The sequence below is a fragment of the Acidaminococcus fermentans DSM 20731 genome, from assembly GCF_000025305.1.
Taxonomy (GTDB): Bacteria; Bacillota; Negativicutes; order Acidaminococcales; family Acidaminococcaceae; genus Acidaminococcus; species Acidaminococcus fermentans.
The window spans coordinates 1,140,581-1,167,010 of record NC_013740.1; the positions used below are offsets into that span (position 1 = coordinate 1,140,581).

A 26,430-nucleotide genomic window follows, 5' to 3' on the forward strand; every position below is an offset into this window, starting at 1 on the left:
ATTTTGAGCGTCTTTTTCTATTTTCATGACTCCTTATATGCAAGCAATAGAAAAACGACCTCTGAAACAAAATTCAGAGGCCGTTTTTTGGTTCCTTATTTCTGTTTTTCCATGATCTGCCGGGCGGCGGCCATCACGGCGATCCGGCCGTGTTCAAAGGTCAGTCCGCCCTGCATGAAGACCTTGTAGGGGGCCCGCATGGGACCATCGGCGCTCAGTTCGATGGAGGCACCCTGGACGAAGGTGCCGGCAGCCATGATGATGTCATCCTGATACCCGGGCAGCGGAGAGGGTACGGGAGTCACATGGGCATCAATGGGAGAATGGGCCTGGATGGCTTCGCAGAAGGCACAGAGGTTTTCCGGCGTCTTCAGGGTAATGGTCTGGATGATGTCACTGCGCACATCATCGGGCAGCGGAGACACTTCAAAGCCCAGGGACTGGAACACGGAAGCGGCGAACAGGGACGTTTTCACCGCCTGGAGCGCCACATGGGGAGCCATAAAGAGTCCCTGATAGAATTCCCGGGCCGTATCCCCCAGGGTGCAGCCCATTTCGCCGCCCAGACCGGGAGCGGTGAGTCGGTAGGAGGCCTGTTCCACCAGATCTTTTTTCCCGACGATATAGCCGCCGGTGGGGGCAAAACCGCCGCCCAGATTCTTGATCAGAGAACCGGCCATCAGATCTGCGCCCACTTCCGTAGGTTCCTTTTCTTCGATGAATTCCCCGTAGCAGTTGTCCACAAAGCAGATGATGTCCGGACGGACCTGTTTCACCGCCTGGCAGATCTCCCCGATTTCCCCTACGGTCAGGGTCTTCCGTTTGCTGCTGTAGCCGCAGGACCGCTGGATATGGATCAGGCGGGTGCGGGGCGTGATGGCGGCCAGGAGGGCCGGGATGTCCGGATGATCCCCTTCCATGGGGATTTCCTTGTAGGTGACGCCCAGATCCACCAGGGAACCGGGGGTCTTCACCGGATACCCGATGATGGTCTGCATGGTGTCATAGGGTTCCCCGGTGGCCCCGATCATTTCATCCCCGGGACGGAGATTCCCCAGCAGGGCCACAGCCAGGGCATGGGTGCCGGACACAAACTGGGACCGGACCAGGGCGGCTTCCGTCCTGAAGATATCGGCGTAGATCAGGTCCAGCTGATCCCGACCGGTATCGGAATAGCCGTAGCCGGTGGTGGGTTTCAGATAATAGTCGGCCACTTGGTACTTGGCAAAGGCGTCCAGCACCTTTTTGGTGTTCACCAGGGCAGCGGCTTCATGGCTCTGGGCATGTCTGGCTACAGCGTCCAGGGCTTTCCCTTCGATTTCATCCCATTGTATCATTGGATTGGATTTCCTCCTTGATCATTATTAATTATTCAATTGATTCATACTTTTTCACGGCTGGATGTAGGGCGCCAGTCTGTCGGCCAGGGCCTTGTCCATTCTGGCCCGGATCAGGATGCCGGTTTCCCCGTATTCTTCCGAAAGCACCTGGGCTTCCTCGTGGAGCCGGGCGGCCAGCCGGCTTTCCCCGTAGGGAATGCACAGATCCGCTTCCACCCGGTCCTGGCCCAGGAGCCGGGCCAGGGTCTCCAGCAGTTCCGGGACCCCTTCTCCGGTACGGGCGGAGATGCACAGGGCGTTGTCTTCCTGTTCCAGACGACGGCGCAACCCTTCATGCTGGCTCAGCCGGTCCACTTTGTTGTAGACGGTCAGGATGGGTTTATCAGTGACACCCAGTTCCTGGAGCACCTGATAGACGGCTTCCGTCTGCTCCCGGGCCAGTTCATGGGAGCTGTCCACCACGTGGAGCAGCAGGTCCGCATCCTTCACCACTTCCAGGGTGGATTTGAAGGCCGCCACCAGCTGATGGGGCAGCCGCTGGATGAACCCTACGGTGTCCGTCAGGGTGCAGCTGCTGCCGTCAGGCAGATCCAGCTGCCGGGTGGTGGGGTCCAGGGTGGCGAACAGCTGATCCTGGGCATAGATGTCCGAATGGGTCAGGGTATTCAGCAGGGTGCTCTTCCCGGCGTTGGTATACCCCACCAGGCACACCTGCTTCACTTCGTTCTTGTTCCGGGCCCGCTGTTGTTGTTTCCGGTTGCCCTTCATCCGGCGGATCTGGTCTTCCAGGAAGGCGATCCGATCCCGGATCCGCCGCCGGTCCACTTCCAGCTTGGTTTCCCCGGGTCCCCGGGTACCGATGCCGCCCCCTAGACGGGAGAGACTGGTGCCCTGGCCCATGATCCGGGGCAGCATGTACTGGAGCTGGGCCAGTTCCACCTGGAGTTTCCCTTCGCTGGTCCGGGCCCGTTTGGCGAAAATATCCAGGATCAGCCCGGTCCGGTCGATGATCCGCACCCCCAGGGCCCGTTCCAGGTTCCGCTGCTGGGCCGGGGAGAGTTCATCGTCAAAAATGCACAGGTCGATGTCTTCCTGCTGGGCAAAGAGGGCCATTTCCTGGACCTTTCCCTTGCCGATGAAGAACACCGGGTCCGGTTTGGGCCGGGACTGGACGAATTTGCCCACCACTTCCGCACCGGCGGTTTCCGCCAGCTGGGCCAGTTCTTCCACCGAATCCTGGGCGCTCCAGCGGGAGGCCGTATCCCCCCAGGCCAGGGAAATCAGCATGGCCCGTTCCGGCCCTTCCGCCAGATTGTGGTTCCGGGACCGTTTGGCCAGGATCTTTTCCACAGTGTGGACCACGTTCCCAAAAGGCATGGCAGCCACATCCTTCACCTTGAAGGGGCCGAATTCCTGGAGCACCGGCTGCTGGTCCTCATCCAGGTCGGTGATCATCCCGAAGCTGAGAAGAGGTTCGCTCTGGGGTGTTTCCCAGGCCATGGCAGCCATGGCATCGAACCGCAGGTCCCGGAGGGCGGAAAGATCCACCCCGCTGAGCCGGGGCGCCCCGGAAGGATGGGTATGGATGCAGGCCACCCCGCAAAGCCGGTTCTGGCTCCGGCGGGAATCCGTCCCGGGCAGTTCCACATGGCAGTCGCTGCCCACGGCAACGGCGGTCACCCGTCCCTTCCGGTCGATGTAAAGGGAGATTTCCCGGTTGATGGCATCGGAAAGGTCCCGCAAAACAAGGGCCAACTCCTGACTGATCAGTTGGCCCTCGTCCGCTCTCAGCTCATAGATCCCTTCCAACTGGGTGAGGACCTGTTTTTTCAGGCCCTCCGTCTTTCCGTAGATCGTTTGAGTCATAGGAGAACTCCTCTTGGTATTATACCCGTGCTTTGGCAGGTTCCATGTTCACCCGGCAGCCCCGGATGGTGTTCCGGTGCATCACGGCCAGAACTTTTTCCGCATGTTCCATGGGAACTTCCACAAAGCTGAATTTGTCGTAGATGCTGATCCGGCCGATGCTCCGGGCAGGGATTTCCGCTTCGATGGCAATGCTCTGGACAATATCCCGTACGGTGACCCGGCTGGAACGGCCGATGTTCACGAACAGACGGACCATCCCCGGTTTGGCACCGGTGTTGGCCAGGGCATCCGGCAGGCTTTCTTCCTCCGCCGGTTCTTCCAGGGCCTTGGCCCCTTCCTGCATGAACTTCAGGGCTGCCGCGGCGATATCCTGCACATCATAATCCTTTTCCAGGGTTTCCACAATGGGCAGATAATCCTGGTACCGATCCTGTTCCAGGATGGTCTGCATCTTGGAAACGATCTGTTCCCGCTGCCGTTCCAGTACGCTGGCGTCGGTGGGCAGGGTGCCCCGGATGATCTTGGTCTTGATGCTCCGTTCGATCAGTTTCAGCTGACGGAATTCCCGGGGAGTGATGAAGGTCAGGGCCACACCGGTGTTCCCGGCACGGCCGGTACGGCCGATCCGGTGCACGTAGCTTTCGCTGTCACTGGGCACATCGAAGTTCACCACATGGGTGATGTTGTCGATATCCAGCCCTCTGGCCGCCACATCGGTAGCCACCAGGATATCCACCTGGCCGCTGCGGAACTTCTTCATCACCCGGTCCCGCTGGTTCTGGCTCAGGTCCCCGTGGAGGCCTTCCGCCTCGTAGCCCCGGGTGGCCAGGGCGATGACCAGTTCGTCCACACCCTTTTTGGTGCGGCAGAAGATGATCATCTTGCAGTCGTCGGTGGTGTCCAGGATCCGGCACAGGCCGTCCACTTTGTCCCGGGTTTCATAATAGTACTGGTCGATGGTGGGAGCCGTCACCACTTCCTTGTGGATGGCCACCACCTTGGGAGCCCGCATGTATTTCTTGCTGATGCTCAGGATGGGCCGGGGCATGGTGGCGGAAAACAGCATGGTCTGCCGTTCCGGGGGAACGTTCTTGATGATGTTTTCCATATCGTCCACAAAGCCCATATCCAGCATTTCATCGGCTTCATCCAGCACCAGGAAGTTCACGTATTCCAGGTCGATGGTGCCCCGGCGGATATGGTCCAGCAGCCGGCCCGGAGTCCCGATGACCACCTGGATGCCCCGTTTCAGGCTGCGGATCTGCCGTTCGATGGGCTGGCCGCCGTACACCGGAAGTACCCGGATCCGTTTGGTCTTGCCGATCTTGCTGATTTCGTCCGCCACCTGGATGCACAGTTCCCGGGTGGGGCTCATGACCAGGGCCTGGATGTGCCGGTCCTTTTCATTGATCTTCTGGATGATGGGGATCCCGAAAGCCGCGGTCTTGCCGGTACCGGTCTGGGCCTGGCCGATCAGGTCCTCCCCTTCCAGGGCCATGGGAATGGCGCCTTTCTGGATGGGGGACGGTTCTTCAAAGCCCATTTCCTTCAGGGCTGCCAGGATCTTCCGGTCCAGGTTCAGGTCTTCGAAAGACGTGATTTCCGGCTTGGATTCCGCCGTTGTATTTTCCATTTTATTGATTTCTGTCATGATTTCTCCTTATGAAAAACAAAGGCTGTCGTTACAGCTCTTTGACCCGGTCCATGGCCAGGGACAGTGCGTTCATGGCCGCCCGGAGTTTGATGGTGGTCCGGGCTGCCTTGACCCGGCATTCCAGGACTTTCGTTCCGTTTTTGTCTGCTGCACCGATGTACACCAGACCTACAGGCTGGGTGGGGGTTCCGCCCCCGGGGCCGGCAATGCCGGTGATGCTGATGCCCAGATCCGTTCCGATCTTTTCCCGGATCCCCTGGGCCATTTCCCGGGCCGTCTGTTCGCTGACGGCGGTGTAAGTGTCCAGGGTTTCCTGTTTCACCCCCAGCAGCCGGTGCTTCACATCATTGGTATAGGAGACCACCGAACCCATGAGATATTCCGAACTGCCGGGGATATCGGTGACCAGGCTGGACGCCAGGCCCCCGGTGCATGATTCGGCAAAGGCGATGGTCAGATTTTTTTCCTTCAGCCGTTTCCCCAGGGCTTCCGGCAGGGTTTCGTAATCCACCCCGTAGATATAGGACCCCAGGATGGCCCGGATCTTTTCCTCCACATCCCGGTTCATGGCTTCCGCCTTTTCCAGGGTGTCGCTTTTGGCGGTGATCCGGATGATGATTTCCCCTTTCCGGGCGTAGAGGGCAATGGTGGGGTTGGTCTGGGCCATGATGATGGCATCCAGTTTTTCCGCCACCATGGATTCCGTCAGTCCCCGGAGGTGCAGCACCCGGGAATGGATGATTCCCTGGGCCGCATAGCTCTTCCGCAGATAGGGCATCACCTGCCGGCTGAACACATGGGTGGTTTCCGCCGGGGGGCCCGGCAGCATAACGATCAGTTTGTGATCCGGGGTCCAGACACCCACTCCCGGTGCCGTTCCCACATCATTGTTGAAGACCACCGCCCCTTCCGGGATCATGGCCTGTTTCTTGTTGTTTTCCGTCATGACCACATGCCGGGCGGCAAAATACCGGGTCAGCTTATCCAGCCAGAAGGCGCTGGGCACCAGGGGCAGATGGAGTTTCCTGGCCACCATTTCCTTGGTGATGTCTCCCCGGGTGGGCCCCAGGCCCCCGGTGGTGATGATGATGTCCGCCCGCTCCAGGGCAATGGACAGGGCTTCCAGCAGCCGGTCCCCGTTGTCCCCGATGGTGGTCTGGTACAGCACATTGAAACCCGCATCGTTCAGGGTCCGGGACAGGTACTGGAAGCTGGTGTTCACAATATCCCCCAGCAGCAGTTCCGTACCTGTATTGATGACTTCAACATTCACTGGGATCACTCCTTTACGATCTGCCCCACCGCTTCATAGGTAAAGCCCTGGCTGATCCGGACCTTCACAAAGTCTCCGGCCTTCAGATCCGCCGCTTCTTCCACATAAATCTTCCCGTCGATGTCCGGGGCTTCCGCATAGCTGCGGCCCAGGGCCAGGTTGGGATCTTCCTCATCCTTGCCTTCGATGAGCACTTCCAGCACCTTTCCTTCCCGTTCCTGCTGGATTTCTTCGGAAATCTCCGCCTGGAGGCTCATCAGGGCATGGTACCGGTCCTGTTTCACTTCGTCCGGGATCTGGTTGGGCATGGCCCCGGCTTCGGTGCCGTCTTCCTGGCTGTAGGGGAACACCCCGGCGCACTGGAACCGTTCCTTCCGGACAAAATCCAGCAGCTCCTGGAACTGTCCGTCGGTTTCTCCCGGGAAGCCCACGATGAAGGTGGTCCGCAGGCAGATATCCGGCATCCGTTTCCGCAGTTTGGCCAGCAGTTCCTCCACCTGTTCCCGTGTATCCCGCCGGTGCATGGTGTGGAGCAGGCTGTTGCTGGCGTGCTGGAGGGGCAGATCCACATAATGGCACACCTTGTCGCACTGGGCCATGGTCTCGATCAGTTCGTCGGTGAAGGAATCCGGATAGCAGTACAGGATCCGGATCCATTTCAGGTCGGGAATGGTGTTCAGATCCCGGAGCAGATCCGCCAGCCGCAGCTTGTGGTACAGATCGATGCCGTACTGGGTGGTGTCCTGGGCCACCAGGATCAGTTCCCGCACGCCCTGGCTCACCAGATCACGGGCTTCCTGGAGGACTTCCTCATAGGGACGGCTCCGGTAGGGCCCCCGGATCTTGGGGATGGCACAGTAGGAACACCGGTTGTTGCATCCTTCGGCAATCTTCAGATAAGCCGTGTACTGGGGGGTGGTCAGCACCCGTCTGGCCTTCTGGGTATATTTTTGCGGGGGTTTCAGCAGGGTGAACCGTTCCCCCTTTTCCACCCGGTCGATGACCGTCCCGATCTGGTCATAGCATTCGGTGCCGATGATGGCATCCACTTCCGGCAGGTCCGCAAACAGTTCATCCGCGTACCGCTGGCCCAGACAGCCGGTGACGATCAGCTTCCGGTGCGGGTCATCCTTTTTGTATTCCGCCATCTGGAGGATGGTGTTGATGGACTCTGTTTTGGCACTTTCGATGAAGCCGCAGGTGTTGACGATGATCACATCCGCATGGGTGGGGTCATTGGTAATGGTCCACTGGCGCTCTCTGATAAGGCCCATCATCACTTCCGAATCCACCAGGTTCTTGGGACACCCAAGGCTGACTACTCCGATTTCCAACTTGTTCTCCTTCCTTCGGGACTGCCGTTCTGCCGGCTGTCCCCTATCCACAGTCTCCGGTCAGGCCCCGTTCCAGGGGCTTTGAGCCGGAGAGATCATTTTGCTTTGAACGTACGGGTCACTACGCCCCATTCCTTGGAGCCATAGGGCACTTTCTTCCCGTTGACAGTGATTTCCACATCCCGGATGCTGCCCAGGTTCACAGAGACACTTTTGCTGCCTTTGTAGGTGCGGGTGGATCCTTTGGCGATGGTGGCCGCTTCCACCTGCTTGCCGTCAATGGTGGTCTGGGTCCACACGGGCTTCTTGTAGGTGACCACCACGGTAACCCCGTTGCCCTGGCCCAGGGTCTTTTCATCTCCCGTGGCCTCTTCCTGTTTTTCCTTTACTTCTTCGGCTTCTTTCTTGTCCTTGTCGCTTTTTTCCGAAGAATGGTCCGACTTCACGCCGTCAGAAATGCTGGTGGTCTCCTTCAGATCCGGCGTGGTCTTGCCCCCGAACACAAAGTAAGCCATCACCACGGTGAATACCGCCAGACAGGCCACGAACACGCCCGTGAACACCTTGAAGCTGAAAGCCGGCGTCTTGCTGCTGCCGGCAGAGGTGGCGCCGTATTCTTCCCCGGCTTCATCTTCCGGCACGGTTTCATAGAGATTTTCATCGATGAAATCCCGGATCCGGTCCAGCCAGCTGCCCATCTTGGCCTTGCTGGCGTCCAGGGCTTCTTCCATGTTTTCCCGGTTCAGGGTCGTTTCCATCTTTTTCAGGGCTTCCCTGGGTGTCTCATGCTTCTTCTTTTCCCCGGCATCTGCGGCAGCCACCGCTGCGGCTCCTGCTGCCGCCCCTTTCGGTACGGCTCCCTTCTCACCGGCAGAAGCTTTCCCTTCCTCTTTGGCCGGCTGCTCCGGCGTCTTCTCCCCGGATTTCTTCTCAGGGACGGCCTTCTCCACCGGTGCGGCTGCCGGTTTTTCTCCTGCTGCCGGTTCCAGTTTCTTTTCTGCCGGCTGGGAAGCTTCCTTCACCGGGTCCGGTTTTTCCGGCACCGGTTCCGGTTTCGGGGCCGGTTTCACCGGTTTCATCACCCGGGTGGCATCCATGGATTCTTTTACAGGGTCCTGGGGTGCCGTCTCCTTCCGGTCCGCCCGGCGGCTTCCGCCGAATCCCACCGGCTCCATCTGCTTCAGGGCCTGGACCTTGTCAAAGGGTTCCGGCTGATGGTCCCCGGCTTCGGCGGCCGGTTTCTCCGCCCGGTCAGCGGACTGGTCCCCACGGGTTCCGGAAAAAGGTTTCGGTCCCAGGATCATGGTATCGGAACTTTTGGGCAGCTCCGGTTCGGGCACCAGGTGTTCCGCCGTCTTCAGGATCTTTTCCGGTTCACTGCCGGTCCGGTAGGCCTCAACCAGTCCGTTGCCGTCCAGTCCCAGATAGTTTCCGTAGTTGCGGAGGAATCCCCGGATGAATACATCCCCGGGAATCTTGTGGAAATCGCCGTCTTCCAGAGCCGCCAGGTAGGGTTCCCGGATGCCCGTATGTTCGGCAACCTGTTCCAGGGTCAGATGATTTTCTTCCCGATGCTGCCGTAAATAGGTTCCAATTTTATTTTTCATCGTACGACCTCACTTCTAAACGGGGTTTCAGGGCACAGGCCGGGCTCAATCCCCTTCCTGCTTCAGCCCTTTGGTGAAGAACTTTTCCTTGATGGTGGTGGGGCTCATGATCAGCGGCCTGGGCTTGCTGCCGTCCGCCGGTCCTATGATGCCCTTTTCCTCCATGGCATCCACCAGCCGTGCCGCCCGGGTGTACCCGATCCGGAACTTTCGCTGGAGCATGGAGGACGATGCCTGCTGGGTGGCCATGACCAGTTCCACCGCATCCTGGAACAGTTCGTCTTCCTCGCTGCCTTCCTCTTTTTTCTCGCTGTCCGCCCCATTGAGCTTCTGGGTGGTCACCTCGCTGGCATAGGAGGTGGGGATGGCTTCCGCCTTGATGAAATCCACCACCCGGTTCAGCTCGTCATCCGCAATGTAGGCGCCCTGGACCCGGATGGGTTTGTTGGCCCCGGTAGGGAAGAACAGCATATCCCCCCGGCCCAGGAGCTTTTCCGCCCCGCTGGCATCCAGGATGGTCCGGCTGTCGATCTGGCTGGATACGGCAAAGGCGATCCGGGAGGGGATATTGGCCTTAATGGTCCCGGTCAATACGTCCACCGACGGCCGCTGGGTGGCCAGGATCAGATGGATCCCGGCGGCACGGGCCTTCTGGGCCAGCCGCAGGATGGCATCTTCCACGTCCACCGCCGCCACCATCATCAGGTCGGACAACTCGTCGATGATCACCACAATGAAGGGCAGCTTTTCTCCCGGCTGCACCTGGGCATTGTAATCGTCGATCTTCCGGACCTGGGTCTTGGCGAACAGGCTGTACCGCCGTTCCATTTCCACCACAGCCCAGTGGAGGGCCGAAGCCGCCTGTTTGGGCCCGGTGACCACCGGCGTCAGCAGATGGGGGATCCCGTTGTAGTTGGTCAGTTCCACCACCTTGGGATCCACCAGGATCAGTTTCACCTCATCCGGTGCCGCCTTGTACAGCAGGCTGCAGATGATGGTGTTGATGCACACACTTTTCCCGGACCCGGTGGATCCGGCAATCAGCAGATGGGGCATCTTGGTCAGATCCGCCACCACCACATGGCCGGAAATATCCTTCCCCAGGCCGATGGCCAGTTTCCCCTTGGCGCTTTTCACTTCCGGACAATCCACGATGGAGCGGAAGGATACCGGCTCCGAAGTCCTGGCCGGCACTTCGATGCCGATGGCCGCCTTCCCCGGAATGGGCTCGATGCGGACACTGGACACCGCCAGTTTCAGGGCAATGTCTTCCGACAGGTTCTGGATCTTGTTCACCTTTACCCCGGGAGCCGGTTCCAGTTCGTACCGGGTCACCGACGGCCCTTTGGTCACATTCACCAGGGTGGCGTTCACCCCGAAATCGTGGAGGGTCTGTTCGATGGTCCCTCCCTGGGTTTCGATCTCCGCCTGGAAGTTCTTCTTGTTCACCGGTTTGTCCCGGTTCAGCAGATCCAGGGGCGGGAATTCGTAGGGGATCACTTCTCCCGTTTCCGCATTTTCCAGACGGGTGGTCTGGGCTTCCGCTCCAGGAGCTTCCCACTGGGGTTCCTCCTGGCTCCGGGCATCCTCCGCCGTGGTGATGGTGAACTTCCGGGGCGGTTCCCCGGACCCCACCTGATCCTTCTGGAATTTCAGAAGCGGTGCGTTCCCGGCGGCCGTCACTTTATCCTTCAGCCGTTCTGCCAGGGTGGGTTTCTTTTCCGCCGCCGGCTTCCGGGCATAAGAACCGTCATCCTTTTCCTGGTCATAGAAGGAATCATGGTTCTTCTTCCGCCGTTCCTGATAGTCTTCCCATTTCTGGGCCACGGTCTCGGCCCCTTCCTTCACCCCGTCCTGGGCAGAAAGGAGCGGGCTGCGCAGGGAGAATTTCCCCGACAGCACCATGGAAACCAGGGCAGAAGCCACCAGGACGATCACCGCCCCGATGCGGCCCACCACTTTCGTTAAAACAAACACGATGGTGCCTCCCAGGAGGCCACCACCGTTCATCAGATACTCAGGGATCAGTTCATGGCCTTCCGGCACCTTGTACATATGCCACAGGCTCAGGACAGAAACAAGGAACAGCAGGAGCGTAAAGAACTTTTTGGAAAACCGCAGATGTTCATGGTTCAGGATGTAACCGAACCCCAGCACCATTACGTACAGGGGGAAGAGAAAGGCTCCCACCCCCAGGGCGTAGGTCAGGACCTTCCGGAGGAACGCCCCGGCGCTGCCCATGGGGAATCCCCCCAGGGCGCAGAGCATGATGCCGGCGAAAGCCGCCAGCAGGATGCCCAGGACTTCCCGGTTGAAGGTGAATTCGATTTTCCTGTTGTTTCTGCGAGTCCGTTCTTTTTTTTCCACGCTGTTCCCTTCCTGAAGATTTTTTGTTGGAGTGTCAGATTTCCATGATCAGAGGCAGGATCATGGGACGCCGTCTGGTCTTTTCGAACAGATACCGGCCCAGGCTGTCCCGGACGGCACTCTTCAGTGCGGACCATTCGGTGATGTTGTTTTCATGGCATTTGTCCAGGGTGCTCAGCACACGGTCCCGGGCCCCTTCCATCAGTTCTTCGGATTCCCGGACATACACAAAGCCCCGGGATACGATATCCGGACCGGCTGCAATCCGGTAGGTGCTGTGGTCGATGGTCACCACCACGATCAGGATCCCGTCCTGGGACAGCTGCCGGCGGTCACGGAGCACCACATTGCCCACGTCGCCCACGCCCAGGCCGTCGATCAGCACCCGGCCGGCGGTGACTTTGCCGGAGATCCCGATGGAATCCCTGGTCAGGTCGACCACGGACCCGTTTTCCGCAATCACGATATTGTCCTTGGACATCCCCAGCTGCATGGCCAGTTTCTTGTGTTTCACCAGATGACGGTATTCCCCGTGGACCGGCATGAAGAACTTGGGATGGACCAGACGGTGCATCAGTTTGATTTCTTCCTGGCTGGCGTGGCCGGAAACATGGATGCCCTGTTCCCGTCCGTAGATCACCTCCGCGCCCTGTTTGTACAGGTTGTCGATGGTCCGGGCCACACCCTTTTCGTTGCCAGGGATGGGGGTGGCGGAAATGATCACCGTATCCCCGGGCATAATGGAGACCTTCCGATGATCGCTGTTGCTCATCCGGGTCAGGGCACTCATGGGTTCGCCCTGGCTGCCGGTGGTGATGATGGCGATCTGCCGGGGTGCGTAGTTCCGGCATTCATCGATGTCGATCAGTACCCCCTGGGGCACTTTCAGGTAGCCCATTTCAATGGAAATGTTCACCACGTTCACCATGCTCCGGCCAATGACCGCCACTTTCCGGCGGGTCATCACCGCAGCGTCGATCACCTGCTGGATCCGGTGTACATTGGAGGAGAAGGTGGCCACGATCACCCGGTTCCGGGCCAGCCGGAACTGTTCATCCAGGGTCTTGCCCACGCTCTTTTCGCTGGGGGTGTAGCCGGTCCGTTCAATGTTGGTGGAATCGCTCATCAGCAGCAGGACCCCTTTGCGGCCCACTTCCGCCAGCTTGGCGTAGTCCGTCACCTGTCCGTCCACCGGAGTCTGGTCGAACTTGTAGTCACCGGTGTGGACGATTACCCCGACCGGGGTATGGATGGCCAGAGCAACCGCATCGGGAATGCTGTGGTTGACCCGGATGAATTCCACCCGGAAGGCGCCGGCCCGGACCGTAGCCCCCGGTTTCACCATTTTGCATTTGCTGTCAGAAACGCCGTTTTCCTTCAGACGGCCGGACAGGATGCCCAGGGTCAGGGGCGTTCCATATACCGGCACGTCGAAATCCTTCATCACATAGGGCAGGGCACCGATATGGTCTTCATGGCCGTGGGTCAGGAAAATGGCTTTGAATTTGTCCTTGTTTTCCATCAGGAACGTGGTATCCGGGATCACCAGATCGATCCCCAGCATGTCATCATCCGGGAATGCCAGCCCGGCATCCACCAGGATCATGTCATTGCCGTAGACGAATGCCGTCATGTTCTTGCCGATTTCCCCCAGACCGCCCAGCGGAATGATGGATAATTTTTTTTGTTGTCCTTTGCTGTTGTTATTCAAAGGGACACCTCCTCAATATTTTTGGTCAGGATAAAATTTGCATATCAAAAGACTGGAGTATCTTCGCGTTCCATACTCCCTTTTCGAAACTATGTTTTCAATTCCCGTATCCCCTACGAATCCGAACGATTGGAACCGGACGGACCCTATAGGACTAGTCTCTTGTTCAACATTATACAGGTTTGATGCCTGTTTTGCAAATAAACTTTTGGGGTGAGGCTCAGGAACCGGATTGGCTGTCTTTCTGGAATTGTTCGGCACCGGGGGCCAACGGCAGCAGCGGATCCTGGAAAAACCGTTTTTTCAGATCCACTGGCAGGACGGGATGGCCAGCCTTCAGTTCCTGCCAATGGGGCCATATACGGGCCAGGAAGTTCCGTACTTGTTCCTGGTCCACCCGCTGCCGGGTCACCAGAAGGCACTGGAGAGCCACACTGGCACAGGGGCGGGTCTGGTTGGGATAGGTCCCCATGGGAATGGTCACCGGCTGGTACAGGGGATAGGCAGCCACCAGGTCGTCCAGGTCCTGCCCTTCCACAGGGACCAGCACCAGACGGCGCTGCCGGGCCAGATCCTTCAGGGCCGGATGAGGCAGGGAGCTGGTCAGAATGGCCGCATCCACCGTCCCCTCCTTCAGGGCCCGTACCGTATCTTCCACCGTAAGATACTGGATCCGCACATCGTCTTCCGCAATCCCCGCCGCTTCCAGCAGCTGCCGGGCATTGAGGGCGGAACCGGAGCCGGGGGCTCCCACGGAAACCGTCTTTCCCTTCAGGTCCTGGAGCCTCCGGATCCCGGTCAGGTCGTAGGTGATGATCTGGACCGTTTCCGGCATCAGGGTCCCCACCTGTTCCAGGTCTTCAATGGGGCGCCCTTCATAGGGCCCCGTGCCGGTCCGGGCATACCAGGCCGCATCACTCTGGACCAGGGCCAGGTCCGCTTTTTCCTGGCGCAGCAGTTCCAGGTTGGCCAGGGAGCCGGTACTATCCGCCGCCTTCAAAGGAGGCTGTTTCCCATCCTGGTTCACCAGATTCACCAGATCCCCTCCCAGGCTTCCGTAACCGCCCACCGTCTGCCCGGCCGCCAGCACCATTTCCCTGGGCGGCGCTTTCCGCCGGGGAACCGTACCCGTCTGGTCTTTGCATCCTGCCAGGCAGAAAAGGAGCAGGGCCAGAACGGAAAGGATGATTTTCTTCATAAGTCCCTCCTTGTTCTCCCTGCTCCTGTTATTTCTGGAAATAGGCCAGCGTTCCTGCAAGGCCCTTTTCCAGATCCGTGTATTCCTTCATCCCCAGGGTCTCCACCAGCGCCTGGTGGCTCAGCACCGAGGCATAGATGTCCCCCGGCCGCACCGGTCCGTAATGGACGTCCATTTTATGTCCCAGGATCTTTTCCATGGTGCCGATCAGCTGGTTCAGGGAAACTTCCTCATTGGTGGATACATTCAGGGTGGCACAGCCTGCGTAGCCCACCCCCAGGCTCATGGCCCGGGCAATATCCCCGGCATAGACGAAATCCCGGGTCTGGTTCCCGTCTCCGAACACGGTGACCGGTTCCTTCCGGGCAATCTTCCGGGCAAAGACGGAGATCACGCCGCCCTCGCCGGTTTCCCCCTGCCGTTCTCCGTACACATTGGCGAACCGGAAGATGATGTGCTTTAAGCCGAAGCACCGGCTGTACAGACGGATGTAATCCTCTCCCACCGCTTTGGACAGGCCATAGAAAGAAGTGGGCGCCGGCACTTCCGTTTCCAGAAGGGGCAGGTTCTGGTTGTCCCCGTAGATGGCCGCACTGGAAGAAAAGATGATCTGTTCCACGCCGCTTTTCCGGCAGCCTTCCAGCACATGGACCAGGCCCGTCACGTTCAGGTCCTCATCCGCTTCCGGATGCTCCATGGAATAGGGCACCAGGGTCTGGGCCGCCAGATGGATTACCGTCTGGAATTTTTCCTCCATCAGGAAATCCGTCAGTTCCCTGGACCGGATGTCCATCAGCCGGAACCGGGCGCCTTCCGGCACATAGGCCCGTTTCCCCGTGGACAGGTTGTCCAGCACCGTCACTTCACAATCACCCCGGCCCAACAGCGCCGGTACCACATGGGAGCCGATGAACCCGGCCCCTCCCGTTACCAGAATCTTTCTCATGAATCCATATCCCTCCGATCCCGAATTTTGGTCAGGATATCCAGACCAAAGCATTTGATGGTTACCACGGCGCCGATCGTGAAAGGAATGTATTCACAGAAGAAACGCCACAAAATGGCCAGCACCCCGGCCGTCCCAGGGGGCAGCAGGGAATTGAACAGCACCAGGAAGCCCCCTTCCGCCACGCCGCTGCCGCCGGGTGTGGGGGTAAAATACAGCACCAGGTTGATCAGGCACATGCGCCCCATGACAATGTGCAGGGGCAGGTCGATGCCGAAGGCTTTGATGAACACCGGCACCACCGAATAGATGAACAAAAGGCTGATCCCCGATTCCAGAAAAGCCCGGAGCACCTGCCGGGGGTTGTCCTTCAGCATGAACATGGCCTGCTGGAAATCCCGGTAGCCCAGGAAAATGGCCTCCTGGACCCGGGGAGAGAACCGGCGGCTGAACCGGGCCAGCCATTTTTCCAGCCGTCCCCCCATCACCAGATGCCAGAGCAGCCAGGGAGCCCCGATGAAAAAGGCACAGACCAAGGCAATGACGCTGGTGGGCATCCAGCTCACCAGTTCCGGGTCGAACCAGAACACCAGGGGCATCATCAAAAACAGGAACAGGATGGAAAACACCGTCCGGACAATGACGATCAGGGTGGATTTGGCCACCGGCACGCCCGCCCGCTTCATGAACATGAGCATGGCAATGCCCCCGCCTCCCTGTCCGGGAGTCAGGAGAGCCAGGAAATAGTTGCTGAACACCGCGTAGAAAATATGGGCATAGTCCATTTTTTCCCCGGAAAGCCGGGTGAGGGTGATCAGCCGGGTGGCATCAAAAAAGAGCCCCACGGAAAGGACACCCAGCGCCAGCAGCGCATAGTACCACTTGAAGGTGGTGAGATATACCAGGGCCCGTACATCAAAAGTAAAATAAAGAACGCCTGCTGATACGAGGATGACCACAAAAAACAGCACGCACAGCATGCGCAGAAGGGTTTTGTTCATAGAATATGACCTGCCAGTATCGTTGTATTTGAAAAAAACTTCAGTCTGTAAATGCTGAAACCAATCTTTGTACATTATACCATAGGACCGGGACAAAAACATAAAACAAATCGTGAATCGGTCTTACAGCTTTCCTGTGTTGGCAAAATGGAGCTTCACATATTGTTCCAGGGCGTCCTTTCCCTGCTCCCGGACCAGTTTCCGGGCCGCCGCCGTGGCCTGGTCCCCGCCCCCCTTGGGCAGCGGGAAGCCGGCCTGTGCCGAGAGCTGGTCCATGACTTCCACAAATGCATCCCGGGCCAGGATGGACGCCGCCGCCACCGCCATATCCGCTTCCCCTTTGGGCTGCTGGTACACCTTCAGCCCCGGGAATCCCGTCTCCAGGGTGGAAGCGATGGCATTGTGCCGGGTAAACTGGTCCACCAGGGCAAAACGGCACTCCGGCACCTGCTGGATCACCCGGCCCAGGGCATGGATGTGGCCGCTGGCCAGAAGATGGTTCAGGTTTTGTTTCCGGGCCTTCAGCTGGGCATACCGCTGGTTGTAGAACCGGGGTTTCAGCACCAGCACCGTATGGGCCCGGGCCGTCTGCCGGATCTTTTCCGCCAGAAGGCGGATCTTTCCGTCCGTCAGGGCCTTGCTGTCACAAATGCCCCAGGCCGCATACTGCCGGGCCGCAGCAAGGTCCAGGCACACCGCCGCCACGGCCAGAGGACCGAAATAGTCCCCCTTGCCGCTTTCGTCGCTGCCGCACCAGAGACCGTCAAACCCTGGTTTTCCCGCCAGCAGGGTCACTCCCCCCGGTTCCAGGGCAGGAGAAATGGCCCCGGAAGAGGCAGTGTCCCCCTCCCCCAGGGCGTTCCGGCACTGGTCCTGGAGAGGGGATACTTTGCCGCTCCACACCTGCTTCAGGCCCTTTTTCCCGTTGTACAGGGCCAGGTTTACCGTATCCGGTCCTTTCCGGACCTTCAGCTGCCGGCCGTAATTGATTTCCTTTTCTTCCACCGGTTCTTCCGTCAGCTGCTGGAGTTTTTCCCGCACCTGGCGTACATACTGCGCAAAATCACAAGGGGTCATGCCCCGGGTTCCTCCTTTGCATCTCCTTCCCCGCCGGCTGCCGCTTCCTGGAGATGTTTGGGCAGATCCGGGGGCCGCACCGTCAGGCTGCGGATGGAGACATCGATATTTTTCACCGGCATGCTGGTCATGCCTTCCACTTTCAGTTTGATCCTGGTCTGGAGACTCTTCACCACTTCATAAATGGGTGCCCCGAAGAACAGGATGATCTCCAGATAGATGGTCATGCCCTTGCTGGTGTCCGAAGGGCGGCGCACCTTGATGGAGGTGATCCGGTCCACTTCCTTGTTCTTTTTCACCACGATCCGCACAATGTCGCTGACCACATAATCGGATACGGTGATCTTCCCGTAATAGCTGAAAGCCGGCCGGACAATGGATTTTTCCGGCAGGGCCTGGTGCTTCCGGTTCCGGGAAAACAGCCGGTGAGGCAGGTCCACCAGCACCCCGGAAAGATGGGGCTTCAGTTCGATGGTGGGCACCGGCACCACATGCTTGCCTTCCTTGATCCGGGTCTCCCGGGCCTTTTTCATCTCCCGGGTGGTGGAAACATCCTGGATGTACACCGTTTCCGAAGGCGCCGGGATCTGGAGCCGTTTGCAGATGGTCCCCACCATCTTGTCCGAAGTGCCGATCACCAGCAGGGTCTGGATATCGCTGCCGGCCAGGGCGGAACGGACTTCCCGGCAATGGTCCTTTTCCATAAAGATGGCCCGTTTCACCGCCTGGACCTTGTTCTGTTCCGTTTTGGCACTGGTCCCGGCCAGGATTTTGGTCCCTTCGATCAGGAGACCGTCATCGATGATGCCGTCGCAGTGATGGTCATGGGCGACCCCGATGGCCCGGAAGCTTTTTCCGGTACCGCTGGGGCCAACAAAAGCTACGACTTTCATGGTATGCACCTGCTTTTTCCGTCAGATTTTCTTTCCCCGGATGATCCCTTCCACCCTGGCATAGGGAATGGGAAATTCCCCCAGATGGAGGGGAAACCGGCCGGCATTGCCGTGGAGATCGCTGCCGCCGCTGGTCAGGAGGCCATGGTCCCGGGCCACCTTCAGCCAGTCGTGCCGGGGATTTTCCTTCAGCACAGAAGGATGCCACACTTCCATCCCGTCGAAAGGCACCGTATCCAGCAGTTCTTCCACCAGGGCCGGGTCTTCGATTTCCGCCGGATGGGCCAGTACCGCAATGCCCCCGGCCCCATGGAGCAGGTCCACCGCCTCTTTGGGAGACAGCTTCACCTGCCGGCAGTAGGCAGGACGGCCGCTGGCGATCAGAGCATCGAACACCGCCTGGGTATGGGAGAACAGCCCCTTTTTCACCAGCACCCGGGCAATGTGGGGCCGGCCCAGGCTTTTGGAACCATTGGCTTCCTCCCGGACCTCGGCAAAGGTCAGGGGATATCCCAGGGCATTGACTCTTTCCACGATCTTCCGGATCCGGGCGATCCGTCCCACCCGGGTCCAGGCCATGGCCTGGAGCAGGGGCTGGTTATCCGGGTCGAAATGGTAGCCCAGCACATGGACATCCTTTCCCTTGTAATCCGTATCGATTTCCACCCCCCGGATCAGTTCCAGATCCAGATGGCGGAAATGGATGGTCCGGGCTGCCCGGTTGTAGGCCTGGATGTTGTCGTGGTCCGTAATGGCAATGGCCGTGATCCCGGAAGCCCGGGCCTGGGCCACGATTTTTTCCGGTGTGTAGATGCCGTCAGAAAAAGTGGTATGGATATGTAAATCGGCCAGCATGGCAATTCTCCTTCGTCAGTTCTTATGCCTTGATTATACCATAAGGAAAAGGGGAGTGAAAATATTTTCACTCCCCCCCTTCCCAGTCATTAGTCACTAGTCCACAGTCACTAGCTGTAGGATTCAATCAAAGCTCCTGTGAAATCGATATATCCTCTGAGTAACTTCCCCATGATTTTTGTGGCAGCTTTCATCTCTTCCGGCGCCAGCACATCATTTCCCGGATGCATCAATAACCAAGGTTGGATGTCCACTAAGTGAGACACGATAAGGACTCCTTTTTACATTATTGGAACAGGTTCTCCCACTGGGTAATGGAGTCCGGCAGGAGCCCTTTGTACTCCTGATAAAATCGCTCCAGTTCTTCTTTTGTAATGACGATGATCCGCTCATCCTTTTCCGGATTCTCGATATGAGGGGCATACAAATACACCAAACACCCTTTTTCCGTAAATTCCTTAAAATCTTCAGCCTTCAGCTTTTTGTCTCTGCCTCCTTTAACCTGTACAACTGCACGTTGTCCTTTTTTAGCCGGGTCCCTGGAAATGAATTCACATTCAATTTTGATAGTTGTAGAATGATTGGCAATGGAGTTGGAAAGCACATAATAGTTTTCCTTCAGCTGAATGTAGGAAATGACCAGTTCCTCCAGATCGAAATCCGGAAGATTATCCAGGAATGAGCCTTCCCCCGGTTTGCAATCATAGCTGTACACATCTTTTCCGGACCGTTTATTGAATTCATACTTTGAGTAATTCAAAACTAATTCGTTACCAGTTAAATCATGGATAGTATTTCTTACTAAGGAAGTAGTATAAGGGGTGCGTGCACGGGGAGTGGTGCAAAAAAAATAGAGCGAGTGAAAAAGTTTTCACTCGCTCGTCACACGTCGGAGACTGCGAATTTTGCAGTCTCCGTTTTACCTATTACACCTCTTCCAGTTCTTCGGCTTCTTCCTCTTCTACCCTGCTGCTGCGTCTTCTAGCATACAGCAGCCAGTACAGAGCTGCACAGCCGATGGCCCCCAGGCCTACGGCGGAGTAGATGCCCTGGAAGCCCAGGGATTCCTTGAAGGCACCCAGGATATAGGGACCGACCCCCAGCCCCAGGTCCAGCATGACGAAATAGGTGGATACCGCCACCCCGATCCGTACTTCCTCCACCAGCTTCACGCAGATGGCCTGTCCGTTGGACATGAAGGTCCCGTACCCCAGGCCCACGAACACACCGGCCATGAGCATCTCCCAGCTCTGGGTGGTGATGGACAGCACCAGAAGCCCGATGGCCAGGCAGGCGTAGGTGGGATACATCACAAAGTCCTCCCCTTTCCGGTCGAACATCACGCCGGCCACAGGGCGGGCCAGGGTGATGGACAGGGCATAGACCACGAAGAACAGGGTCCCGGCGGTCATGAGCTGCAGTTCAGCCGCATAGGTGGCCAGGAAACTCAGCACGCTGGAATAACACACTGCCACGAAGAAGCCCACGATGGAGATCCCCATCACCCGGGGTTCCAGGAAATTGGACAGGGACAGCTGTTTCAGGGCAGCCCGATGTTCTTCGGTCAGCTGGATCTCGTCCACTTTCATCACGAAAGCAGCGGCCAGGCACACCAGCACCATGGCGATGGAGAACATAATGATCACGCTGAAGGGGAACATCTGCTGCAGGAGCATGCCGATGAACGGTCCGATGGCCGCAGCCAGGCTCATGCTCAGGGCATAGTAGTTGATGCCCTCGCCCCGGCGTTCGGCCGGGATCATGGCGGACACGATGGTGCTGGTGGCGGTGGAGGCAATGCCGTAGCCCACCCCGTTCAGCAGCCGCACCCCGTACATCATGGGCAGGGATTCCACCAGGAAGTACATGCAGGTGGTCACCAGGTAGAACAGGATCCCGGCGTACAGCATCTTCTTCCGGCCGTACAGTTCCACCGAGCGGCCTGCGAACAGACGGGCCACCAGGGTCCCCAGCACGAACAGCCCGGAAGCCAGGCCCGCTTCGCTGACGGAAGCATTCAGGGAATGGATGGCCTCGGAAGCAATGATGACCATCAGCATATAATAGATGATGTAGATCAGGAAATTGACCAGGGTGTCCAGCACGAACCCTCTGGTCCACAGACGAGGTTTGGCAGCCATAACAGAAATCAGCATCCTTTCTTTGTACAGGGTTACGGTTCTTTGTATCTACCCTGATTATACGAGGATGCCGCTCCTTTTTGTAGCGGATAAAAAAGATGCATGTTATCGCAAAAAACGATAACATGTAAAGTACCCCTTTATTGGATGGCCGGCGGCTCTTTCCCATGGAAACTGGAGAGCACCTGGTTCACATAGGCTTCGATCAGAGGCCGTTTGGGATTGTTTTTCCGATAGATCAGGAATCCTCCGGCTTTGAGGGGTTTCTCCAGCTGGTGCCACCCTTCCCGGAGCCCCAGGGTCTTCAGCAGCCGTTCCGGCAGCAGTGCTCCCACTTCGTTTTCCTGACAGTAGTGGATCATGGCATAGGGCGTGGAAAGCCGGGCATAGATCAGCGGTTCCATGGGAGACCCGGCAAAGTACCGGTGGTAGATCTCGTTCATGTAATAACTGGTGGGATACAGCACCAGGGGAAAACTGAGGATCCGTTCCCGGGTCAGGCGGCTTTCCTCCAGTTTCAGCAGCGGCGCGTAGTAGACCAGGTTGTCCGTACAGAAATGGACAATGGTGAAATCCCCGGGCCGGGCCTTCTGGGGCAGGCTCTCCTTCACAAAATAGGTGGACACCACATCCAGCCGTCCCTCTGTCAGGGCCCGGTGGATCTGGTAGGTGGGCAGGTCCAGTACATTGAATCGCAGAGAAGGGAGATCCCGTCGGAAATGGGCGATATGCCGGTTCATATGGATGTCTCCCAGAGAACGGAGGATCCCCACGTTCAATTCCGTGGGCTTTGTTTCGGCGGTGGCCCGGGTGTCGTAGACGATTTTCCGCAGCCCGTCGATCCAGCCGGTGATCCGGGCCAGGAACAGTTTCCCCTCTTCTGTCAGCTGGCTCCCCCGTTTGGACCGGTGGATCAGGGTCACCCCCAGGGTGGTCTCCAGGTGTTTGATCTGGGCGCTGAAGGCCGATTGGGTAATGTTGGCCTCCCGGGCTGCCCGGGCAAAGTTCCCCACCCGTCCATATATAATGAAGCATTCCAGCTGTGCAATGGTCGGCAATTCTCCTGGCATGGTAATCTCTCCGTTGTAGTATAGGATGGTATCTATTATAGCAGTCTGCACTCTTCACTGTTTTTCTCACCACAGGCTGTTGTCCACCAGCCGGGGCTTGACAGCCGGGGAGCCGCTTCCGCCGCTACCACCGGGAAGAGAGAACTCCTCAAACTTGAAATTGGCGTGATTCGAATTGAACTGAATTTTATCAGCATAAAGAGATCCTGTGAAATTACCATATTCATAATTGAAAGGTTCTATTTTTGCCGTTGGTGTGTAAATACTTCCTCTAAAGCTGTGATAATTGCCCACGAATCGAATTGTTGTTCTGGTATCAGAAGGCATATACCACGGGTTATTTGGGTATTTCCCAAAATAACAAAATATGATCGGTCGAACAATATCTTCCTGCAGTTGTATTTCTATGGATGGGTAATCATTGGGAATATAAATATAAACCGGTTCATCCTGATTGCCGCCAAAATTATACAAGTTAATCGTAAAATTATTGCTGTCGCTGGAGGTCAATTTATAATACCTACTGTCTGAGCCAGTATCTTGTGGCAAATTATAGGTTTGCCGGTCATTTTTTACAACAACGTTGTTGGCATTGTCAAATATTTTTTTTACAGATTCCGCATCTTCAGCAATGATGGCATTTCGCTGATTCATCAAGGCCTGAGTATCCAATCCTGGATACTCATTCCCTGCCCATAGGGGTTCTTTATATAAGCCTGCTGCGATTGCCTGTTCTCTGGTCAAATAACGATCCTTTGCCTCTTTCATAAAATATTTGGAATCCTTCTCAGTCTGCATCATTCGCTCATAGGTTTGTCGATTCCAAATCGCAACATCACCATCAAAGACACTTCCGTATATAGCCGCATTATTGGCTTCATTTACAGAACCTGCGAATTCCAATCCAATACTGATCATTTTCCCCAGTTTCTTTCCATCTCCCCCTCCACTGGTCCCTTCCTTCCCGATCAGCGCCACAGCGGTGGCCTTTACCAGGAATGTGGGCCGGTGGAGCCAGGCGGCGGTGGCCTGGATCAGGGGGATCTCTTCTTCCAGATGGACCCGGTAGTAGGCTTTTTCTCCTTCGCTGCCGGAGGCGGCTTTGGTTTCGGCCTCGAACTGCTGGAGGTTGGGGCTGCTGGTCAGGTTGTGGCCCAGGTTGGCGGCCACGTACCGGGCGGCGAAGGTATCGGCATTGGGATGGGCATCGATGGTATCCCCGTTGACGAAATTGGCGGCTCCGGCCAGGGCGGCGGCGTCAGCAGCGTTCTGGAGCTTGGTGTGGTAGGCCCAGATCCGGCCGATTTCGCTGACCAGGGCCACCAGCAGCAGGAACACCGGCAGCAGGACGGCGAAAAGCACCAGGAAGGCCCCTTTCTGTTTCCGTTCTTTATGCAGACTCATCATGACGAAGCCGCCTCCTTCAAACAGCAGATAACAGGTTTCTTACAATCCCCGGACCAGCATCAGGGCCAGGGCGGTAAGGGTAAAATACGGTCCGTAGGCAAAAGCGCTTTTCCGGCTTTTCTGCCCGGTGAGGAGCAGCACCAGGGCCGCCGCTCCCCCTAAAACAGTACCGGCGGCAGCCACAAACACCAGCCGGGGCCCCATCCACAGGCCCAGGGCGGCCAGCAGTTTGATGTCTCCCCCGCCCAGTGCCCCCCGGGACAGGAGCCCCACCGCCAGGAACACCACGCCCCCGGCCAGGCCGGCCAAAAGGTGGCTCACCAGCATATCCGGGTACCGGGCCAGCATCACCAGGGCGCCCAGGGCAAAGGGAAGCATCATGGTATCGAACAGGCAGTACTGCTCAAAATCCGTGGCGGTCATCCACAGGAGGAAGGCGGTGAACACCAGCATCAGCACCAGGGGCAGGCCGGAGGTCATCTGGAGCAGCCGGAATCCGCAGCCGAAAAAGCCCAGACCCAGCAGGGGTTTCCGCCACCGGCTGCGGGAGGCTGTGGCGTCGGGGAAAGTAAGGATGGGCCGGTTCCGGTCATAAAGCCGGTCGATCCAGAAAGACCCGCCCCAGGCTACCCCCAACGCAGCCAGGAGCAGCAGGATCACAGGAAAAAATGTCATGGCAGAGGTACGCTCCTTTTGGTTCTATTATACAGGAAATTCAGTCAGCTGACAAAAAGGGGGTGTGAAAAATTTCACACCCCTCTTTTTCATTCCCTGTTCTTCTTCAACACACCCAGCAGCACGGCGCCTACGGCCGTTCCAACGGCCAGGGCGGCCAGGTACATGGGCCAGTTGTGGACCACACCGAACACGAAGATGCCGCCGTGAGGAGCCGGGATGGTGCAGCCGAACACCATGGACAGGGCCCCGGCCACCGCAGACCCGATGGCACAGGCGGGGATCACCCGGGAAGGATCTTCCGCCGCAAAGGGGATGGCCCCTTCGGTAATGAAGCTGAGCCCCATGACGAAGTTGGTCACGGAAGAGTTCCGTTCCTGTTCCGTGAACTTTTTGGGGAACAGCCGGCAGGCCACGGCAATGGCCAGGGGCGGCACCATGCCCCCGATCATCACGGATGCCATAAAGGGAGAGGATACGGCCTGGCCATCCGCCCCGGCCAGGGACGCGGTCCCGAACACATAGGCCGCCTTGTTGAGGGGCCCGCCGAAGTCGATACTCATCATGCCCCCCAGCACCAGGCCCAGGAGCACCTTGCTGCCGCCGCTCATGGCGGTGAGCCCGTCATTGACCCAGTGATTCACAGCCCCCATCACCGGGTTGATGAGAACCACCATCAGGGCCCCCATGATCATCAGTCCCAGTACAGGATACAGCAGGATGGGTTTCAGGTTTTCCAGGGATTCGGGCAGGAAGGACAGGGCTTTTTTCAGGGCCAGGATCAGATACCCGGCGGCAAAGCCTCCCACCAGGGCCCCGAAGAATCCGCTGCCCCCGGCAGAAGCCATGGCCCCGGCCACGAACCCGGCCAGGAGCCCGGGACGGTCGGCGATACTGGCGGCAATGAACCCGGCCAGCATGGGCATCATGAAGCTGAAGGCCAGCCCGCCCACGTTCTTGAAGAAGGCGGCCAGGGGAGTGCTGGAACCGAACTGGGCGGTACCGGCAGCTCCCATATCGAACAGGAAGGCCAGGGCGATCAGGATGCCCCCGCCGATGACGAAGGGCAGCATGTGGGAAACCCCGTTCATCAGATGCTTGTAGGCTTTCCGGGCGCCGCTTTCTTCCGCCACCGCTTCTCCGGCAGCTTCCCCACCGGCTTCGCCCTGGTAGATGGGTGCCTGGCCGCTGAGGGCTTCATCCAGCAGCTGGTCCGCCTTGTTGATGCCGTCGGCCACTTTCACGATCACCACCGGTTTGCCTTTGAACCGGTTCATGGGCACGTACTTATCCGCCGCCACGATGATCCCGGTGGCACCGGCAATGTCTTCCGCCGTCAGGGCATTCTTCACCCCGCTCTGACCGTTGGTTTCCACCTTGATGGAAATGCCCCGGCGGGAGGCGTGCTGTTCCAGGCTTTCCGCCGCCATATAGGTGTGGGCGATGCCGGTGGGGCAGGCGGTGACCGCCAGCACCTGGTACCCTTGGGGAGCGGCTTCCGGTGCAGGAGTGGCTTCTTCTGCGGGCTGATCTTCCCCGGATTCTTCCGGGAACTTCTCTTTTTCCGCTTTGCCGATCAGGTCATACAGCCCATCCACACTGTCCACGGCCATGATCCCGTCGATGAAATCCGGATCCATGAGCAGGGTGGAGAGGCGGCTGAGCACATCCAGGTGCACATTGTCCCTGGTATCCGGTGCGGCGATCAGGAAGAACAGCCTGGCCGGCTGGCCGTCCAGGGAATCGAATTCCACCCCGTCGGTGCAGCGCATAAAGGCCAGGCCCGGACGGGTGACGGCTGCCGTCTTGGCATGGGGGATGGCCACCCCTTCGCCCACCCCGGTGCTGCCTTCTTCTTCCCGGGCAAAGACCTTTTTCCGGTATTCTTCCGGATCGGCGATGTTCCCCTGTTTCACCATGAGCTGGATCAGTTTGTCCAGTGCTTCCGCCTTGCTGCCGGCGGAACCGTTCAGTTCCACACTTTCCCGTTTCAGTAGATCTGTGATCTGCAT

21 protein-coding genes are annotated in these 26,430 nt (G+C 58.1%); all 21 read right to left on the reverse strand.

The window, feature by feature from the left end; all coding sequences use genetic code 11:
- Nucleotides 1-95 precede the first annotated feature (95 nt).
- Nucleotides 96-1,337: a methionine gamma-lyase family protein gene (locus ACFER_RS05250; RefSeq protein WP_012938372.1), complete on the reverse strand. Its 1,242-nt coding sequence runs from the start codon at nucleotides 1,335-1,337 to the stop codon at nucleotides 96-98.
- Nucleotides 1,338-1,391: 54 nt separating this feature from the next.
- The gene (hflX, locus tag ACFER_RS05255; protein ID WP_012938373.1) at nucleotides 1,392-3,206 is read right to left on the reverse strand and encodes a GTPase HflX; all 1,815 of its coding nucleotides are present in this window, start codon (nucleotides 3,204-3,206) and stop codon (nucleotides 1,392-1,394) included.
- Nucleotides 3,207-3,225: 19 nt separating this feature from the next.
- On the reverse strand, nucleotides 3,226-4,860 hold the full coding sequence (locus ACFER_RS05260; RefSeq protein ID WP_012938374.1) for a DEAD/DEAH box helicase: 1,635 nt from the start codon (nucleotides 4,858-4,860) through the stop codon (nucleotides 3,226-3,228).
- Between the two features lie 31 nt (nucleotides 4,861-4,891).
- Nucleotides 4,892-6,136 carry a competence/damage-inducible protein A gene (locus ACFER_RS05265; protein ID WP_012938375.1) on the reverse strand — a complete coding sequence of 415 codons (1,245 nt, stop codon included), beginning with the start codon at nucleotides 6,134-6,136 and terminating at the stop codon, nucleotides 4,892-4,894.
- Nucleotides 6,137-6,141: 5 nt separating this feature from the next.
- Nucleotides 6,142-7,470: a 30S ribosomal protein S12 methylthiotransferase RimO gene (gene rimO / locus ACFER_RS05270; protein ID WP_012938376.1), complete on the reverse strand. Its 1,329-nt coding sequence runs from the start codon at nucleotides 7,468-7,470 to the stop codon at nucleotides 6,142-6,144.
- A 95-nt stretch (nucleotides 7,471-7,565) separates the two neighbouring features.
- Nucleotides 7,566-9,077: a helix-turn-helix domain-containing protein gene (locus tag ACFER_RS05275; RefSeq protein ID WP_012938377.1), complete on the reverse strand. Its 1,512-nt coding sequence runs from the start codon at nucleotides 9,075-9,077 to the stop codon at nucleotides 7,566-7,568.
- Between the two features lie 45 nt (nucleotides 9,078-9,122).
- Nucleotides 9,123-11,444, reverse strand: a complete 2,322-nt coding sequence (locus ACFER_RS05280) for an FtsK/SpoIIIE family DNA translocase (protein WP_012938378.1) — start codon at nucleotides 11,442-11,444, stop codon at nucleotides 9,123-9,125.
- Between the two features lie 34 nt (nucleotides 11,445-11,478).
- Nucleotides 11,479-13,155, reverse strand: coding sequence for a ribonuclease J (locus ACFER_RS05285; protein WP_012938379.1), 1,677 nt, complete (start codon nucleotides 13,153-13,155; stop codon nucleotides 11,479-11,481).
- 220 nt (nucleotides 13,156-13,375) lie between these two features.
- Nucleotides 13,376-14,353, reverse strand: coding sequence for a TAXI family TRAP transporter solute-binding subunit (locus tag ACFER_RS05290; RefSeq protein WP_012938380.1), 978 nt, complete (start codon nucleotides 14,351-14,353; stop codon nucleotides 13,376-13,378).
- 28 nt (nucleotides 14,354-14,381) lie between these two features.
- Nucleotides 14,382-15,299 (reverse strand): NAD-dependent epimerase/dehydratase family protein, encoded by a 918-nt coding sequence (locus tag ACFER_RS05295; protein WP_012938381.1) that lies wholly within the window; start codon nucleotides 15,297-15,299, stop codon nucleotides 14,382-14,384.
- Complete coding sequence (locus ACFER_RS05300) at nucleotides 15,296-16,300, reverse strand: lysylphosphatidylglycerol synthase transmembrane domain-containing protein (protein ID WP_012938382.1); 1,005 nt, start codon at nucleotides 16,298-16,300, stop codon at nucleotides 15,296-15,298. Before ACFER_RS05300 ends, ACFER_RS05295 begins: the two co-directional genes overlap by 4 nt.
- Before the next feature lie 123 nt (nucleotides 16,301-16,423).
- The gene (locus ACFER_RS05305; RefSeq protein ID WP_012938383.1) at nucleotides 16,424-17,377 is read right to left on the reverse strand and encodes a ribonuclease HIII; all 954 of its coding nucleotides are present in this window, start codon (nucleotides 17,375-17,377) and stop codon (nucleotides 16,424-16,426) included.
- Nucleotides 17,374-18,270: an Asp23/Gls24 family envelope stress response protein gene (locus ACFER_RS05310; protein ID WP_012938384.1), complete on the reverse strand. Its 897-nt coding sequence runs from the start codon at nucleotides 18,268-18,270 to the stop codon at nucleotides 17,374-17,376. The genes ACFER_RS05305 and ACFER_RS05310 overlap by 4 nt, the downstream gene beginning before the upstream one ends.
- A 21-nt stretch (nucleotides 18,271-18,291) precedes the next feature.
- The gene (locus ACFER_RS05315) at nucleotides 18,292-19,125 is read right to left on the reverse strand and encodes a PHP domain-containing protein (protein WP_012938385.1); all 834 of its coding nucleotides are present in this window, start codon (nucleotides 19,123-19,125) and stop codon (nucleotides 18,292-18,294) included.
- A gap of 110 nt (nucleotides 19,126-19,235) precedes the next feature.
- Entirely contained in the window at nucleotides 19,236-19,391 is a 156-nt protein-coding gene (locus ACFER_RS11555; protein WP_012938386.1) for a hypothetical protein, read from the reverse strand.
- A gap of 20 nt (nucleotides 19,392-19,411) precedes the next feature.
- Nucleotides 19,412-19,840 (reverse strand): hypothetical protein, encoded by a 429-nt coding sequence (locus tag ACFER_RS11650; RefSeq protein ID WP_222831722.1) that lies wholly within the window; start codon nucleotides 19,838-19,840, stop codon nucleotides 19,412-19,414.
- A 211-nt stretch (nucleotides 19,841-20,051) separates the two neighbouring features.
- Entirely contained in the window at nucleotides 20,052-21,266 is a 1,215-nt protein-coding gene (locus tag ACFER_RS05325; protein WP_012938388.1) for an MFS transporter, read from the reverse strand.
- A gap of 140 nt (nucleotides 21,267-21,406) precedes the next feature.
- Nucleotides 21,407-22,336: a LysR family transcriptional regulator gene (locus ACFER_RS05330; protein WP_012938389.1), complete on the reverse strand. Its 930-nt coding sequence runs from the start codon at nucleotides 22,334-22,336 to the stop codon at nucleotides 21,407-21,409.
- Between the two features lie 66 nt (nucleotides 22,337-22,402).
- A complete protein-coding gene (locus ACFER_RS05335; protein WP_012938390.1) occupies nucleotides 22,403-23,743 on the reverse strand; it encodes a pilus assembly protein TadG-related protein in 1,341 nt (446 codons plus the stop codon).
- 39 nt (nucleotides 23,744-23,782) lie between these two features.
- A complete protein-coding gene (locus ACFER_RS05340; protein WP_012938391.1) occupies nucleotides 23,783-24,418 on the reverse strand; it encodes a prepilin peptidase in 636 nt (211 codons plus the stop codon).
- Nucleotides 24,419-24,507: 89 nt separating this feature from the next.
- On the reverse strand, nucleotides 24,508-26,430 hold the full coding sequence (locus tag ACFER_RS05345) for a PTS fructose transporter subunit IIABC (protein ID WP_012938392.1): 1,923 nt from the start codon (nucleotides 26,428-26,430) through the stop codon (nucleotides 24,508-24,510).

Coding starts and splice junctions, on each gene's coding strand:
- ACFER_RS05275 (WP_012938377.1), bottom strand. CDS start 9,077: ATGAAAAATAAAATTGGAACCTATTTACGGCAGCATCGGGAAGAAAAT.
- ACFER_RS05250 (WP_012938372.1), bottom strand. CDS start 1,337: ATGATACAATGGGATGAAATCGAAGGGAAAGCCCTGGACGCTGTAGCC.
- ACFER_RS05340 (WP_012938391.1), bottom strand. CDS start 24,418: ATGACATTTTTTCCTGTGATCCTGCTGCTCCTGGCTGCGTTGGGGGTA.
- ACFER_RS05345 (WP_012938392.1), bottom strand. CDS start 26,430: ATGCAGATCACAGATCTACTGAAACGGGAAAGTGTGGAACTGAACGGT.
- ACFER_RS05335 (WP_012938390.1), bottom strand. CDS start 23,743: ATGATGAGTCTGCATAAAGAACGGAAACAGAAAGGGGCCTTCCTGGTG.
- hflX (WP_012938373.1), bottom strand. CDS start 3,206: ATGACTCAAACGATCTACGGAAAGACGGAGGGCCTGAAAAAACAGGTC.
- ACFER_RS05305 (WP_012938383.1), bottom strand. CDS start 17,377: ATGACCCCTTGTGATTTTGCGCAGTATGTACGCCAGGTGCGGGAAAAA.
- ACFER_RS05290 (WP_012938380.1), bottom strand. CDS start 14,353: ATGAAGAAAATCATCCTTTCCGTTCTGGCCCTGCTCCTTTTCTGCCTG.
- ACFER_RS05330 (WP_012938389.1), bottom strand. CDS start 22,336: ATGCCAGGAGAATTGCCGACCATTGCACAGCTGGAATGCTTCATTATA.
- ACFER_RS05310 (WP_012938384.1), bottom strand. CDS start 18,270: ATGAAAGTCGTAGCTTTTGTTGGCCCCAGCGGTACCGGAAAAAGCTTC.
- ACFER_RS05300 (WP_012938382.1), bottom strand. CDS start 16,300: ATGAACAAAACCCTTCTGCGCATGCTGTGCGTGCTGTTTTTTGTGGTC.
- ACFER_RS05295 (WP_012938381.1), bottom strand. CDS start 15,299: ATGAGAAAGATTCTGGTAACGGGAGGGGCCGGGTTCATCGGCTCCCAT.
- ACFER_RS05260 (WP_012938374.1), bottom strand. CDS start 4,860: ATGACAGAAATCAATAAAATGGAAAATACAACGGCGGAATCCAAGCCG.
- ACFER_RS05315 (WP_012938385.1), bottom strand. CDS start 19,125: ATGCTGGCCGATTTACATATCCATACCACTTTTTCTGACGGCATCTAC.
- ACFER_RS05325 (WP_012938388.1), bottom strand. CDS start 21,266: ATGGCTGCCAAACCTCGTCTGTGGACCAGAGGGTTCGTGCTGGACACC.